Here is a 15198-nt window from a genome sequence, read left to right as displayed (position 1 = left end):
TGGCCTTCTCCTCTGTGGGGACTACTTCCCCTACTTCCGCAGGAGACCTCCTACTAACGTTGAATATCTCCCTCACCAGATAGTGGCATTTGGGCAGGTCAAAGTCCCGCCGCTCGTTGGATGTTCCAGAGAGGTACGAACGGCAGGATTGTTCTGTAACCAAAGCGTTCCCGCAAACTACTGGATCTAAGGAGGCGACCATGGGTGTTATTGAATTCATCAAGAAGTGGTTTCGTCCATGATGACCGCGTAAATCCTTGAAGTGGAGATGGCCCCAGCGGGTCATCTCCACTTTTTGTTTTTCCTAAGCGCCCGGCACCCCTCTTACTCCCATCGCAGGGTCCGGTGTCCAATGAGGAACAAGACGAGCGCCGTGACGGCAAGCGTGAGGGTGCCCCAGCCTAGGACCTGTGGATTCCAGTGTCCGGCGAGGCTCTCGGATAGGAGATCGCGAAGCTGGAGAACTGGTGAGTAAGGTGCGATCGTCTGAGCCCACCCGGGCAGCGTGCCCGCCGAAGCGTTGAGCCCGAGGTAGATCAGAATCGCAGAGAACCCCATCACTGCGAGCGCCGAGGTCACGAGGGTGCGTGTGACTAGCCCGATGATGGCACCTGCAAAGAAGAAGATGAAGAGGCCTAGGACCACCGGCACCAGCACGCTCGGCACAAAAACACTGAGTTCGAGGGCGCGCAGCGGAAGCGCGGCAAGAACCAGAAGCACTGCAACCTGTGCGATGCCCAGAACCGCGCACACGAGCGCTTGCGCGGTCAGCAGCCCTCCGCTTGAAATGGGGAACGTTCGCAGGAGCCGCAGCGCGCCGTTCTGCCGCCAGTAGTGGATATGCAGGACTCCAGCGATCAGGCCCGTGGTCGCAACAGAGGCCGCAATCGTGGAGCTGACCGTTGCGTTTGCGTCCGCGATGATCGCGTTGCTCTCAGGGAGCGCCAGCCTCAGCGCAATGAGAACGAGAATCGGAGCGGTCAGCAGCGAGATCACGCTCGTGGTGTCCCTGGCATCTGACCGCAGGAGCACCCTGTACAGCGCGCCAAACGTGGTCATCGAACCGCTCCTCTCGGAAACAGTTGCCGGCCACCCATCTGACGGCGAATGGTGCGGAGCAGTGCCACGCCCCCACTTACGGCAGTGGCTTCTCGCTTCTCTGCGTTTACACCTGCACCGCGCAGATACGCGCCGTTCTCCGTCTCCACTCGGTTCCACACCTCCGCAGGTCTGTCCATGACGGTCACGGCGTCACACAGGTACTCCACCTCGTCCAAGTGGCGGGTTGCGTACAGGGTCGTGGTGCCGATGATATTGGAGCTGCGCAGGAGTGAGACGAGGTTTCGGCGCGACTCCTGGTCGAGGTTAGCTGTGGGCTCGTCGAGGAAAAGGATCTCCGGGCGGTGCACAACCGCGGAAGCGACCGCGAGCCTCTGTCCTTCGCTCGCCGTGATCGCGTCCACCCGGGTGTCCACTGCGGAGTCAAGCAGAAGTGCTTCGATCAGGATGTCCACGTCCCGTAGCGGCGAACCAAAGATCTCAGCCACAGACCGCAGGTGTTCACGCACTGTCAGACGCGGCAGGAAGCCCACGCGCTGCGATTGAATCCCGATGCGTCGCAAGAGTTCTGTCTGGCGAGGTGTGGGGCTGAGACCAAGAACTTGCACACGGCCGCGTTCCGGCCTGCGGAACCCGACAGCGAGGTCCATGACGAGGGACTTCCCGGATCCTGGAGCGCCAATGAGGCCGTGAAACGTGCCGGGCTCTACGAGAATGGAGAAGTCGTTGAGGGACCCGCTGTTGCGGGAGCTACACGTCACGCCTTCCATGAGGAGTGCAGGAATGGTCGCAGTAGTCACAGCACTCCTTCCTCAGGCAATCTGACGTGGTGCCACACTCACCCTCTGCACCCCGTGAAGCGGGTGCAGCGTGGGTGGTGTGTTGTGTGGCCAACGGTTGGCCTGGGTCAGAGACTGACTCTGCCCGGGTAAGCAAACCGAGACATTCCCCCTGCGGATGTCTCGGTTTGCCTGTTCCATGCGGGGGCGAGCTTGTGTTGTGGACGCTACGGTTCACTCAACCAAGCAGGTGGGGAGAGCCACATGTCCCCCGTGGCTAGTGACTCTCCCGGAACCGTCGTGGCAACCCCGTTGGTCTGCTAGGCTCCCGACCGCTGGCCCACACACATCTGGCGGACCGCGCGCACCCCGCATGGCGGAGTAGTTCAGGATCTGAACTACTCACCAGGTGTTCATTGAGCGACCCTGGACTGGTCTCGCCGGAGTTTTCCGCAACCCCATGATTTGCCGCCCCCTGCGGGTTTCAAATGCACGTGGCCTAGCGAGCTATCGCTCAGCGAACTCCTCCATGCTACGGATTCTTTGAACGTGAATAATCCCGCTGGTGTGGCATCTTTTTTGGGCTTTTCTCCCCCGTTTCGCCGGGGGATGCCCTGCGCAAGTATGACAAAGCGGCCGTGTCCATCTTTCGGTGGGCACGACCGCTCGTCCAAACGTACTGCTGTGTCCCAAACTCACGACGATCTTGGTCGCGTTCCAGCACCCCTCACCTTGGCTGCTCGATACGGAGAGACCGTGGGTTCACCGTCGAGCCAGAAGCGCCACGGAAACTTCTCCGTGCCGGCGTTTCCGCTCACGCCCACGCGCGGACCAGTGCGAATCGTGTCGCAGTGCGCGGTCGAAGCATCTAGCCGGAGGACGGCTTGGCCGTGTGGGTTCAGGAGGTCGATGCCATCATGGTGGGCGCGTTCGAACCCGAGCGCCATGGCGAGTCGAGCGGGTCCGCGTGCGAGGTCCCTGGCGGTCTTTGCTGTGGGCCGCCGGGCCCACGCAGTGTCGTGACCGGACACGATTTCGCCTGCCCTCAGCAGGACTCCGGAAGCTTGGCCATCCGGCGAACACACCACGTTGACGTTGTCGTACATGCCGTAGATGAAGTACACGTACAGGTGCCCGGGCGGCCCAAACATGGACCTGTTGCGGGCGGTGGGACCCATGCGGGCATGCGATCCCTCGTCGTGTACGTCACCCGTGCCGAGGCCCAGATACGCCTCTGTCTCGGTGATGCGGACGGCAACCTCCGCGCCGCCGACCCTACTAGTCAGGGTTGCGCCGAGGAGCAGCGGTGCCACTTCGAGCGCGGAGCGCTCAAAGAAGGACCGGTCAGGCAGTGTGTGCGACATCCTTGTGTCCACCGTGGCGAATCTTGCCAATGAGTGCGACGACACCCACGATGATCAGACCCCAGGTGAGTCCAACAACTGCGGAGTACAGGGTGTCACCGATCCACGCACCGACACCGCCCGAGAATCCACGGAACCACTCGGCAATGTGGTGTGCCACGTCGTACAGAGGGGTGAAGCCGAGGTCGGAGAGCGACTTGGCAAAGATGTGTCCACCAACCCACAGCATTGCAATGGTTCCCACGATGGAGAGGGTCTCAAACACGTACGGCATGCCCTTCACAAGGCCGCGACCAACAGCGGCAGAGACCTTACGCGGACGGGTCGAAAGCTTCAGCCCGAGATCGTCCATCTTAACCAGGAGCGCGACCACGCCGTACACGCCGACGGTCATGATCACTGCAATGATCGCGAGGATTCCAACCTGCTCCCAGAACGGGTGGTGACCCACGTTTGAGAGGGCAATGAGCATGATTTCGGTGGAGAGGATGAGGTCCGTCCGGACCGCTCCACCAACGAGGGAGTCCTCAAACTCCTTCTCGTTCTTCACCGTGTCTATATCGGTCTTCTTGTCGTCGCCGTGCAGGTGAATGCCGAACCAGCCGAGGACCTTTTCGGCTCCCTCAAACGCGAGGTACGAACCACCAAGTATGAGCAACACTGGGAGCACCATCGGCGCAAAGGTAGTGAGTAGAAGTGCCACAGGCAGGATGATGAGGAACTTGTTGCGCAGGGAGCCCATGGTGATGCGCTTGACCACTGGAAGTTCGCGCGAAGGCGCGATTCCCTGCACGTATTGGGGCGTCACAGCTGCGTCGTCGATGACCACGCCGATCGACTTTGCTGAGGCCTTCATCGCTGCAGCGGTCATGTCGTCGACCGAGGAGGCTGCGGCCTTGGCTAGCAGCGCGATGTCGTCAAGGAGTGCAAAAAAGCCGGAGGCCATGGTGTCCCTTTCGAGGGAGTAGATCGACTAGACGGTTTCGACGATTATATTCTCCCGTTCTGACATCTCGTCACGCTGCGGGTCCATGCTCACCACATTCCTGCCGCGAACGCATCCACGAGTTCATTCAGGAACTCGATGATCGCAAGCCTTCTCGCGCTCTTCCCCGGCTATCGGGTGCCAAAGTTGTAGCGCGCGACCTTCCATTGGTCGCCGGAGCACTCCAGTTCGACCCAGTTGGCGTGGTTGAGGTTGCCAAAGAGCTGCGGGTCTTCGCCAAGGCCCAGGAGCCGGCGCATGCCGGTGGCGATGGCGGAGCCGTGGCTCACAAATACGATCACGGGAGCATGGCGTCCACCTGAACCGCTGGAAGCGGGGCCTTCGCTGGGAGCGGGTGAATCGTCGGTTATTAGGGACTGGACCTCAGCGCAACGCGAGGTGATGGCGCGTGCAACGCGCTCCCCCACGTCTAGGCCGGTCTCCCAACCGGGGATGCGCGGGTCTCCACCGGCGTCCCGGATGGCGAGGTCGTCGGGATAGAGGCGGGCGACCTCGTCAATGTGCATGCCCTCCCAGATGCCGTAACTGCGCTGGGTGATGCCGGGCTCGATGATCGGGGCGGCTACACCGGCGATGTCCGCGAGCACCTGAGCGGTGGCGGACGCGCGCTTGAGTGGCGAGGTGAAAATCGCCGCGGGTGTCCCGTACAGCTCGACTATCGCCTTGGCCGCAACGCGGGCGAGCGCCAGTCCCGGCCCGGCGGGGTCGGTGTCGGTCTGGCCTTGGAGTTTTCCGGCGGCGTTTTCGGCGGTGGGCGCGTGGCGCCACAGTACAACTCGCACGTTAGTCACGCCACTAGTTTATGGTCCGCGCCTCCCGATGCGGCTAGGACTTCCGCCGCATCGGGCCCGGTTTTTTACAGCAGTTGCATCGTGGTCAGGCAGGTTGCGTCGTCCTCGGACAGGGTGGAGACGTCCGTGGTCGCGGTCTTGCCGTCCGCGGTGATGGTCACCGTGGCGTCGATCCCCTTGGGGATCCAAACGCCAACAAACCCGTTGTCAAAGGTCGTGGTGTCCTCGTCCACGACCGTCTTCCCTGTGGCCTTGTCCACGATGGTCAGGTGGATCTGGGCGTTCGCCATCTCGCCGAGGCAGGTGGTCAGGGAGTGGAAGTGGCACTCGTGGGTTTGGTTCACGTAGGGCGCGATGGACAGGTAAAACTCGTTGGCTGGCAACGGAACGCTGATCTGGTCACCTAAGTCGTTTGCCACGACCAGTTCCGTCGGACGAATCGAGGCCATGAGGTTGGTGGGGCGGTCCGCCACAGCCATGGTGTCGAGCTCGGTGATGATGGTCTTGGCGTCCTTGCCTGCCAGGTTGTGGTCCGCAAGGATGTCACCACTCGCGTCCTGTGACGCGCTCGGCGAGCCTGCGCCATCGCCCTGCGATGGGCTCTCGTTGGAGCATGCCGCGAGCGTGATAGACAACATCGCTGCCATTGCGTACGCGCCTGCGGCGCGCTTCACTGATTGACGACGATCGTGGTTACGGCGCGAAAAAATGTTCAGTGTCATGATGTCTGGGTTCCTTAGATGGAGTAAACGATTGGGTTCTAGCGAACGAGAGTGGAGGCCACTACCCCCACCTCTCACGTCCGGCTGATACTCAATCGATGGAGGTCCACCAGCGGAAAGAACCCGGTTGCGTCAGGGGACGCACGTAGTACAAGGGGCGCGCGTTGCGTGAACCACAGAACCCAACTGCGAGGTCTAGAAAAGAAGAACAAGACAAGCAGCAAGGCAAGCACGCACATGGTGGCAAGATCGCTGTGGTCGCCCACGCAATTGGTGCACTGGACAGAGTCCACTGAGCCCGAGTCATGCGTAGAGGAGTAAGCGTGAGTGAGGGAGTTTATGTGCGCGAGTGAGTCAGTGTGCTGGCTGCTCAAGGCCGGCTCCGTAACTGCCTTCCCCGGAGCACTGTGCGCCATACCCAGCGATATCGACTCTTGGGCTCCGACCGCGTGCATTGCGAACGGCCCGAACACGATGCCAAAGATGGCCGTGAGTGCGAGCACGCAGAGTAGGGCCAGCGGCGTTTTCCGCTGTCCCTGCCCCGCCTGTGAGGAGCGTGTTGTCGCCGCAGGGTCCGCTGGCGCGAACCATTGCGTCCATGCTTCTGTGCGCCGCCTACTGGTCATCGGGGACATCATAGGCACCTAATCTGGGAGGATCCCGTGAGGCGGGTACACGTGGACAGATTTGCCTACCTTGGCCCTATTCTCAGCCCACTGCGGCGCAATAGACTGTTGTATATGCGTTTTCTTTCTGGCCACGAAGCCCAACAAGATCTCACTTATGGCGACGTCTTTTTGACGCCCTCCCGCTCAGACGTTGCATCGCGATTCGATGTTGACCTCTCCAGCAACGACAACACGGGGACCACGGTTCCGCTGATCGTTGCGAACATGACCGCGGTGTCTGGCCGCCGCATGTCCGAGACCGTAGCCCGCCGCGGCGGCATGGCCGTCATCCCACAGGACATCCCGGTTGAGGTCATCGCTGACGTCATCCGCAACGTCAAGAGCGCACACCCAGTCATTGAGACCGCGATCGTCCTCGCTCCGTCGGACCCAGTGGACACCGCACTTTCCCTCATTGGTAAGCGCGCGCACGGCGCCGCCCTCGTGGTGGACAACGGCAAACTGGTGGGCATCGTGACCGCGGCCGACTGCCGTGGCATCGACCGCTACGCGCAGGTCCACACCGTGATGTCGGACAACCCGCTCGTGCTTCAGGCTTTCGAGTTCGAGGACGTAGTGGGCGGCAACGCCGAGCACCTGCGTTCCGCCTTCAACACCCTGCACGACGCCCGCGTGCGCCTCGCACCAGTTGTGGACGCCGAGGGCAACGCGGTGGGTATTGTGACCCGCAAGGGCCTGGTCCGCTCCTCCATCTACACCCCGGCACTCGATGCACAGGGCCGCCTGCGCATCGCCGCCGCGGTGGGCATTAACGGTGACGTGGCCGGCAAGGCCGCCGCCCTGCTCGAGGCAGGCGTGGATACCCTCGTGGTGGACACAGCACACGGTCACCAGAAGAAGATGATCGACGCCCTGCACGCGGTCCGCTCGGTCAACCCCACCGTTCCCATTGCCGCCGGAAACGTGGTCACGGCAGCGGCTGTTGCCGACCTCGCCGAGGCCGGAGCTGACATCCTCAAGGTCGGCGTGGGCCCTGGTGCAATGTGCACCACGCGCATGCAGACCGGCGTAGGCCGCCCGCAGTTCTCCGCTGTACTCGAGGCCTCCGCCGAGGCGCGCCGCCTGGGCAAGTCCGTATGGGCCGACGGCGGTGTCCGACACCCGCGCGACGTCGCCCTCGCGATCGCCGCAGGCGCCTCCCAGGTCATGATTGGCTCGTGGTTCGCGGGCACACACGAATCCCCCGGAGACCTCCACGACGACGGCACCGGCCGCCTGTACAAGGAATCGTTCGGAATGGCTTCGGCCCGCGCGGTAGCCGCACGCACCGCCCAGTCCGAGGCGTTCGACCGCGCCCGCAAGGGCCTCTACGAGGAGGGAATCTCCTCCTCCAAGATGTACCTCGACCCCAAGCGCCCAGGCGTGGAAGACCTCATCGACGACATCACCTCCGGCGTCCGCTCATCGTGCACGTACGCAGGGGCTCGCTCGCTCGAAGAGTTCCACGACAAAGCCGTGGTAGGCGTCCAATCCGCTGCCGGATACGCCGAGGGGCGCCCACTCGATACCAGCTGGTAATCGGTTTTTCTCAGCGCAAAGGCGACCATGATCGCTGTTAATCAGAACTGATTCACAACGATCGTGGTCGCCTTTGCCGTGCCCAGCACGGCACCACCGTGGCTGGGTCCCGGGCTGATGCAGTCACGGGCGCGCAGCAGCCCGGGTCGTACCTACATGATCCCGCGGAAGCTGAACGTGAACGTCAGCTTCTCCCCCGCTGGCAGTAGGTACTCGGGATGCGTGCGCGCGCCCCACGTGTCATCTCCGCCGACGCCGCGGCGCGCGAGCGCCGGGCGAACCACCGTCTTGCTGATGGGCGGAAGTTCAGGGTGGTGCGTTGCATTCTCCACCTCGAACGGAGTCCACGGCAGTGCACTGAACTCCATCTCGCCCTCGTGCTCGAACCGCAGTCCGCGGCCTGAACGATCCGTCACTTCTGCCCAGCGCACGCCCGTGTGGCTGCCCGACTCCTGCGGACGCAAGTACGGAGCCAATTGGTCCTCGATGTCGGCAGTGTAGACGTCCAGCTTGGCGCCGTGACGCTTGTCCACGTAGCTTTCTTCAGGACCACTGCCGTACCAGGTCAGAGTGTCAAACTCCGGCTGGGTGATGAGCATGACGCCAAACTCTGGCATGTCATTCAGTCCCTCGCCAGGGGTCACCTCAGTAGTCACGTCCACCGTGCCGTCACCGTGGACACGGTACGTGACCTCGGCCAGGCTCGGCGGATTGGTGGGCAGATCGTACGTGAATGAGAATGTCCCTGTATCTCCGTCAAGCGCGTAAGCGGGCTGGTCAGGACCCCGGCGAGGAACCGCGTACTTCGACGCCAAGAGCCATTGGCCGTCCTCCGCCGGCGCACCCCAACCCCGCTCGTTCGAGTTGGGGGCGTGCCAGAAGTTTGGCATCGGGATGGCCTTGAGGAGCTCGCGCCCACCGTTTCGGTCCATACCGTACCGGTAGGACTGCATTCCGCCGTACAACCGTGAGAACAGCACAGAGAAGTGCTCGCCGTACACGCCCAGGTTGTGGATACCCTCAACCAGCTCGAACGCTGGCTGTGCTTCCGGGTCCTTTGCCGCCACGGGGCGGGAGCCGAACACGCCCTGGCCCCACGCGACCTCGTAACCGGCCGGAGCCCACGGCTCTGCCTCCAGCAGGCTGAACGACACCGTGACCGTGTACTCTCCGTCTTCCGGAATCTCAAACGGCATGTCAACGCTTCCACTCTTACCCGGGCCGATGGTGAGCTCGAGCGGAACGATGTCGAATACCTCTCCCTCACGAGCCAGTTCCGCCTCACACCGGAACTCTTCGGTGCTGGTGAAGTTGGTGCGGTTGTGCACGGTCACCAAGTGCTCGCCAACCTCAATCTCGAACGGCTGGTAGAGGTACTTCACCTCCTGCACGAACGGCTTGGGAGTGTGGTCCGCGTACAGGATTCCGTTGCCGCAGAAGTCGCCATCGTGTGGGGATTCCCCGTTGTCGCCGCCGTAGCCAAAGAAGGTCTTGCCGTGGCGGTCCGTCATCTCAATGGCCTGATCAGCAAAGTCCCAGATGAACCCGCCCTGGTAAAGGGGTTCCCGATAGGCCAACTGGGTGTACTTGTGCACCGCGCCAAACGAGTTGCCCATCGCGTGGGCGTACTCGCACAGGATGAATGGCTTGTCCCGGTTCTCCTTGAGGTAGGCCTCGATGTCCGCGGCCGAAGTGTACATCTGGCTCGTGACATCCGTGGTCTGCGGGTAACGCGGATCCCAGTGCACTCCCTCGTAGTGAACTGGACGGGTGCTGTCGAACGCCCTGAAGAAGTCCGAGAGCTCCAGCAGGTTCTTGCCGCCGTAGGACTCGTTGCCCAACGACCATATGACGATCGAGGCGTGGTTCTTGTCCCGTTCGAGCATGTTCGTGGCCCGATCGCGCAGAGCAGGCATCCACTCTGGTTTGTCACCAGGAAGAGCGTCGTCGTTGTTGCCGAGATATCTGACCTTGTCCCAGATTCCGTGGGTTTCAAGGTTCATCTCGTCTATGACATACAGGCCGTACTGGCTGCACAACTCATACAGGAATGTGTTGTTGGGATAGTGGCTCGTGCGCACCGCATTGATGTTGAGCGACTTCATGAGCAGAATGTCCGAGAGGGTCTCCTCACGGGTGACCACGCGGCCGTTCAGGCCGAACTCGTGGCGGTTCACGCCCTTGAACACGACTCGTTCGCCGTTGATCTTGAGCACGCCGTCCTCGATCCCGAATCTGCGGATTCCCACCTCCACAGGAATGACCTCAACGGTCTCGCCACTGTTTGATGAGACCTCGATGATCACCTCGTACAGGTACGGACGCTCAGCACTCCACAGCAACGGGTCACTGACCTCCGCCGTGAACACGCCGTCCTCGCCTCGCGTGAAGTCTCCGATTCCATCTGCGGACACGGACACGGTGACCCCCGTGCCGGGCGCACCAACGGAAGCCGACGAGCCGTCTGGCCCGACCAGCCCCTTCAGTGCGACGGACACAGTGGCGTGACCGAAGTCGCTAGAAATGTGAGTGGTGACGCGCACGTCCTCGACGTGCGCGGCCGGCTTGCGGTTGAGCGTGACGTCGCGGAAGAGGCCGGAGAAGCGGAAAAAGTCCTGGTCCTCAAGCCACGAAGCACCGCTCCACTTGAGTACCTGGACCGCCAGGCGGTTCGAACCCGTGCGAACGTGCTCAGTGAGGTCAAACTCGGACGGCGTAAACGAATCCGTGGCATAGCCCACGTAGGTGCCGTTGAGCCACAACACCACGGCGCTCTCGGCGCCGGCAAAGGTGATGGTTAGCCGCTCGCCGGGAGCAAGCCAGTCATCCACATTGAACGTGGTGACGTAGCTAGCAACTGGGTTGAAGCGCGTGGGGATCTGGCCCGGATCGATTTGGTCGCGGCCATCCCACGGATACTGCACATTCGCGTACTGCGGACGGTCGTACCCGTGCATCTGGATGTGCCCTGGAACGGGGATATCGTCCCAAGTGGACACGTCGCACTCGTCGGACTCGAACCCCTTGGGCACGCCCACGAGGTTCGGCGAGTAGTGAAACTTCCATAGGCCATTCAAACTTCTGCGAAAACTGCTCCCGTCCTGGTCGATCTCGGCCGCCGAGGCGTACCAGCCGTGGTCCGAGTGGGCCGGTAGCCGGTTCTCTTGGAAAAAGAGAGGGTCGGCGGTCGTGGTCAGATCAAACGTCACTTGATAGCTCCTGTCATTCCTTCAGCAAAGCTGCGTTGCAGCGCCAGAAACACGATCATCGCGGGAAGCGATGCTATGAGAACGGCGAGCATGAGCACGCCAAAGTCAGTCACGTAGCCTGCACTCAGGTTGGACACCAGCATGGGCATTGTTTGGTACTCGTTCTTGATCAGGATCACCTTGGGCCACAGGAAGTTGTTCCAGGCGGTCATGAACGTGATGACTGCTGCTGCCGCGTAGGTCGCCTTCATCGTGGGCATGTAGATCCGGGTGAAGATCGAGAGCTCTCCCAGACCGTCAATGCGGGCGGCCTCGATGATCTCGTGCGGGAAGTTCCTCGAAGACTGCCTAAACAGCATGATGAGGAACGGCGTGGAGATCGCTGGGAGGATGACAGCCCACGCGGAGTTGACCATGGAGAACTTGGCAAACATTTGGAACAACGGAATCATGATGGCCGCGAACGGGATCATCATCGCGAGCAGCAAGATGCTCATCAGGAAGTCTTTGCCCTTGGAATGGAAGATCTCGAACCCGTACCCCGCAATAGAACAGATGATGAGCGCGAGCACGGTGATTCCCACCGCATAGAGAGCCGAGTACCAGAGCGCCGAGCCGAGGTCCTGAGCAGCCGTGAGTGCCTTGAAGTTGTTGATCAGGTTGCCACCCGGAATGAGGCGCGAGGCCAGAACATCCTTGCTCGTGTTGGTCGCGGAAACCGCCATGAAGTACAGCGGGAACAGCGAGAAGATCGCAAAAATCGTAAGGAATATGTACCCGGGAAGACGGGCAATTGATTTAGTCACGCTTGTCACCAACCTTCATCTGGGTCAACGCAAGGATTGCCACGAGGATCAGGATCACGTACGAGATCGCTGCCGCGTAACCAAAGTTCGGGTTCTTCTGGAAGGAGACCTCGTACAGGTAGTGCGACATCGACATCGACTCGTACGCTGGCCCGCCTCTGGTCAAGTTCCAGGACTCGTCGAACAGCTGCAACGTTCCGTTGGTGGAAAGGATCGCGGTCAGCAGGATCATCGGCTTGAGTTGTGGGAGCGTCACGTAGAAGAACGTCTGAGTGGAGCTCGCCCCGTCAATCTTGGCTGCTTCTAGGCTGGAGTACTCGATGTTCTGCAGCGCGGCCAAGTAGAAGATCATGTTGTAGCCGGTCCAGCGCCACAGCAGACCAATGATGATCACAATGCGGGCGGTGGATCCCTGTCCCAGCCAGTTAATCGGGTCGTCTATTATCCCGATCCCTCGCAGCATGTCGTTGACAAAGCCCTCGGTGGAGAAGAGCGTTCTGAACACAAGCGAGTACGACACGAGCGACACCGCGCAGGGCAGGAAGATTGCGGTGCGCCAGAATGCCTTGAACCTCAGGTGCTTGTTGTTCAGGAGGTTCGCCAGGATGAGGGCGAGGAAAAGCATGATGGGAACCTGGACGATGAGATAGATGAACGTGTTGCGCATCGTCATCATGAAGATTTCGTCATCGAGCAGGCGCTTGTAGTTGTACCAAAGCGGCTCAGCGTAGTTGAGGTTGGCTCCCTTTCCTGTCTTCATCGACAGGAAGAATGCCTGGAACATGGGGTAGAAGTTCATGATCGCGATCAGCAACGCTGCGGGGATCAGGAACGCCCATCCGGTTAGGCTGCGCTTCTGAGCAACGCCTAGGCCGGTGAAGTTACCTTTGGAAAGAGAGCTGCGGCGAGAGCGGGCTTTTCCGATGGAACTCTTGGTGGAGTCTGTATCTAAGTCACTGTTGGATTGCTTGGTGCGGGGCATCGCGGGCCGCCTTTCGAGGCCAGTGGAACGAAGCTCAGAGGTGCGTAAGTGGAACCTATGTAGAACGAACGGAAACAGCGGGAGTCGGGGCCGTGGATGGCCCCGACTCCCCTACGTCCGTTACTAGTTCATTGCGAACTCGACGTTCTTCTGTGCTTCCTCAAGTGCACCGGCTGGGTCCGCACCCTGGATGATCTGGGTGATGGCCGCGCTCACTGCGTCACGTCCTTCGTAGTAGTACGCGCCCGTGTTGTTCTTTGGCACCTTGGTACCGAACTCGACTACCTTCTCGAACACTGGCTGTCCACCGAAGAACTCCTGTGGTTGCTTGTACACGTCCGAGCTTCCGGCTGGAATCCAGTTAGCTACTGCGCCTGAAGCCGGGAGGATCGTGTCGTACAGTTCCTTTGATCCGGCGAAGGTCGACTTCAGGAAGTCCTGAGCGAGCTCAACGTTCGCGTTGGAGCTGACGCCCCACGAGGAACCACCGTTTGCCGAGTAGTTGGTTGCGTTTGCAACGCCGTCAAGCTTGGGCAGGTTGGTGATGTTCCACTTTCCGGACTGGTCCTTGGCCGTCTGGATGGTGCCCGCGATCCACACGCCGTTGATGGTGCCGGCCACGTCACCGTTCACGATCGTTGCCACATACTCGTCCCACGAGTTGACCTCAAGGAAGATGCCCGCGTCGACCATCTGCTTGTAAGTGTCGATCGACTTGAGCAGTGCGTCATTGTTCGTAATGGTTGGCTTTCCGGCGTCATCAAAGAGGCTCGCGCCGGCGCTTTGCAGCATCATCATGATCGTGTCAGAGGACCCCGCCTGTCCGGAGAGCAGTGGCTTTCCGGTCTTGTCCTTGATCTGCTTGCCCAGTTCGATGAACTTGGCGTAGTCGATGTCGGTGAAGTCGTCGATCTTGAGCCCGGCTTCCTCAAGCAGGTCGGTTCGGTATGCTCCGATCGCGGTACCTGCATCGAATGGAACGCCGTAGTTCTTGCCGTCCACCGTGGAGTACGCGGTCACGCTCTCCGGGAAGTCGGCAAAGTTGATTCCAGATCCCGTGATGTCAGTGAACAGCTCTGGATAGTTGGCCACGTTCTTCTGGTAGGCGTTGTTCTGCATGAGGAAGATGTCTGGCAGTTCGTCATAGGACTGTGACTGCGCGAGCGTGGTCAGCTTGGTCTGCAGGTCGTCCCATGGGGTCTCAACGATGTTGAGCTTGAAGTCTGGGTGGTCCTTTTGGTATACCTTCTCAGCCTCTTGCATAGCGTAGATGTTGAAGGCGGGGTCCCAGGTCCACACGGTGAGCTCGTTCGAGGCCTCGCCTCCACCCGTTCCGCCTCCGCCTGTTCCGGAGGTTTCCCCTCCCCCGCCGTCTCCGGTGCCGCAGGCTCCGAGCGCGAGGAGAACTGGTAGAGCAATTGCGAGTGCTTTCTTGCTTGGTTTCATGGTCGTTGACCTTTTCTGTCTGTGTACGTCGTCGTTGAGTACATGTCGCGATCGCCCGCGGGAAGTGGGCATGTTGGAGACAGGGCGTGAAGGGAATTGGCCCTCCGTGCAAGCTCGGCATCGTTGCGAGCCTGGATAGGGAGCACAGTCGATGTGACCTGCGCCTCAAATGTTCACGTCACCAATCTAGCGCCGCACCCTGGGCGGCGGCACCCCGAGTTGGTAACGGCAACATAACGATTTCCCCATGACGGGAACGCATGGACGAAATGTTGACGCTAACTTCTGATTCCTCTGCTCGCAGTTTTCTCAGGCAACCCGCCGTGTTACTGTTTTGCGCATGACCGAGGTGCAACGACGCGCTAGCCGGAAGACAGGGCCCTCCATTCTGGATGTCGCCCGGTTTGCCGGCGTTTCAGCCCAGACAGTTTCCAGGGTGTCCACAGGCTCGGCTGCTGTGCGCCCAGAAACTCGTGATCGCGTTCTCGTAGCCATGGAGAAACTTGGCTATGCGCCAAACCGTGCCGCGCGCGCCCTGCGTAACGGGAGTTTTCGAACGATCGGCGTCATTACCCAACGCCTCGAGCGCACCGGCGAAACCCTCACTGCCGCTGCCGTCATGGAGGCACTCGAAGCCGCCGACTACACGGCCAACCTGATCCAGGCCCACAACCCGAGCTCCGGCGATCTGCGGCGGGCTGCCAAACGGCTCATCGACCAGTCCGTTGATGGGCTGATCGTCATTCGTGCAGGTCTTGCCACACTCGACACCCTCGGCCTGCCGCAGGATATTCCCGTGGTGGTTTCAGATTCCCTGCTTGTCACCT

The 15198-nt window shown here is 60.9% G+C and carries 12 protein-coding genes; 2 read left to right on the top strand and 10 right to left on the bottom strand.

All coding sequences use genetic code 11. The features are described 5' to 3' along the window. Positions 1-324: 324 nt before the first annotated feature. From HGSM_RS05155 to HGSM_RS05130, 6 genes are all read right to left on the bottom strand, one after another. Entirely contained in the window at positions 325-1059 is a 735-nt protein-coding gene (locus HGSM_RS05155) for an ABC transporter permease (RefSeq protein WP_019147680.1), read from the bottom strand. Further along, positions 1056-1859 carry an ATP-binding cassette domain-containing protein gene (locus HGSM_RS05150; protein WP_019147679.1) on the bottom strand — a complete coding sequence of 268 codons (804 nt, stop codon included), beginning with the start codon at positions 1857-1859 and terminating at the stop codon, positions 1056-1058. Before HGSM_RS05150 ends, HGSM_RS05155 begins: the two co-directional genes overlap by 4 nt. 674 nt (positions 1860-2533) lie before the next feature. After that, on the bottom strand, positions 2534-3202 hold the full coding sequence (locus tag HGSM_RS05145) for a DNA-3-methyladenine glycosylase (protein WP_019147678.1): 669 nt from the start codon (positions 3200-3202) through the stop codon (positions 2534-2536). Next, positions 3183-4148, bottom strand: a complete 966-nt coding sequence (locus HGSM_RS05140) for a DUF808 domain-containing protein (RefSeq protein WP_019147677.1) — start codon at positions 4146-4148, stop codon at positions 3183-3185. Before HGSM_RS05140 ends, HGSM_RS05145 begins: the two co-directional genes overlap by 20 nt. Before the next feature lie 170 nt (positions 4149-4318). Beyond that, entirely contained in the window at positions 4319-4999 is a 681-nt protein-coding gene (locus tag HGSM_RS05135; protein WP_019147676.1) for a histidine phosphatase family protein, read from the bottom strand. A gap of 65 nt (positions 5000-5064) precedes the next feature. Then, the gene (locus HGSM_RS05130; RefSeq protein WP_019147675.1) at positions 5065-5721 is read right to left on the bottom strand and encodes a CueP family metal-binding protein; all 657 of its coding nucleotides are present in this window, start codon (positions 5719-5721) and stop codon (positions 5065-5067) included. 740 nt (positions 5722-6461) lie between these two features. Here HGSM_RS05130 and HGSM_RS05120 point away from each other — a divergent pair. Beyond that, positions 6462-7928 (top strand): GuaB1 family IMP dehydrogenase-related protein, encoded by a 1467-nt coding sequence (locus HGSM_RS05120; protein WP_019147673.1) that lies wholly within the window; start codon positions 6462-6464, stop codon positions 7926-7928. A 152-nt stretch (positions 7929-8080) separates the two neighbouring features. On the opposite strand, the gene HGSM_RS05115 is transcribed toward HGSM_RS05120, so the two are convergent. The 4 genes from HGSM_RS05115 to HGSM_RS05100 form a co-directional block, all read right to left on the bottom strand. Further along, positions 8081-11137, bottom strand: coding sequence for a glycoside hydrolase family 2 TIM barrel-domain containing protein (locus tag HGSM_RS05115; protein WP_019147672.1), 3057 nt, complete (start codon positions 11135-11137; stop codon positions 8081-8083). After that, positions 11134-11943, bottom strand: coding sequence for a carbohydrate ABC transporter permease (locus HGSM_RS05110; RefSeq protein ID WP_019147671.1), 810 nt, complete (start codon positions 11941-11943; stop codon positions 11134-11136). The genes HGSM_RS05115 and HGSM_RS05110 overlap by 4 nt, the downstream gene beginning before the upstream one ends. Beyond that, positions 11936-12925: a carbohydrate ABC transporter permease gene (locus tag HGSM_RS05105; protein WP_019147670.1), complete on the bottom strand. Its 990-nt coding sequence runs from the start codon at positions 12923-12925 to the stop codon at positions 11936-11938. Before HGSM_RS05105 ends, HGSM_RS05110 begins: the two co-directional genes overlap by 8 nt. A gap of 123 nt (positions 12926-13048) precedes the next feature. Further along, a complete protein-coding gene (locus HGSM_RS05100) occupies positions 13049-14371 on the bottom strand; it encodes an ABC transporter substrate-binding protein (protein WP_019147669.1) in 1323 nt (440 codons plus the stop codon). A gap of 340 nt (positions 14372-14711) precedes the next feature. Here HGSM_RS05100 and HGSM_RS05095 point away from each other — a divergent pair. Beyond that, a partial coding sequence (locus HGSM_RS05095; RefSeq protein ID WP_230197499.1) for a LacI family DNA-binding transcriptional regulator occupies positions 14712-15198 on the top strand: 487 nt, incomplete at its 3' end.

The sequence above is a fragment of the Timonella senegalensis JC301 genome (assembly GCF_000312125.1).
GTDB classification, from domain to species: Bacteria; Actinomycetota; Actinomycetes; order Actinomycetales; family Cellulomonadaceae; genus Timonella; species Timonella senegalensis.
The sequence above is the reverse complement of the archived record's forward strand: the minus strand, read 5'-3'. Positions and strand labels throughout refer to the sequence as shown.

Coding starts and splice junctions, on each gene's coding strand:
- HGSM_RS05155 (WP_019147680.1), bottom strand. CDS start 1,059: ATGACCACGTTTGGCGCGCTGTACAGGGTGCTCCTGCGGTCAGATGCC.
- HGSM_RS05145 (WP_019147678.1), bottom strand. CDS start 3,202: ATGTCGCACACACTGCCTGACCGGTCCTTCTTTGAGCGCTCCGCGCTC.
- HGSM_RS05140 (WP_019147677.1), bottom strand. CDS start 4,148: ATGGCCTCCGGCTTTTTTGCACTCCTTGACGACATCGCGCTGCTAGCC.
- HGSM_RS05130 (WP_019147675.1), bottom strand. CDS start 5,721: ATGACACTGAACATTTTTTCGCGCCGTAACCACGATCGTCGTCAATCA.
- HGSM_RS05120 (WP_019147673.1), top strand. CDS start 6,462: ATGCGTTTTCTTTCTGGCCACGAAGCCCAACAAGATCTCACTTATGGC.
- HGSM_RS05105 (WP_019147670.1), bottom strand. CDS start 12,925: ATGCCCCGCACCAAGCAATCCAACAGTGACTTAGATACAGACTCCACC.
- HGSM_RS05100 (WP_019147669.1), bottom strand. CDS start 14,371: ATGAAACCAAGCAAGAAAGCACTCGCAATTGCTCTACCAGTTCTCCTC.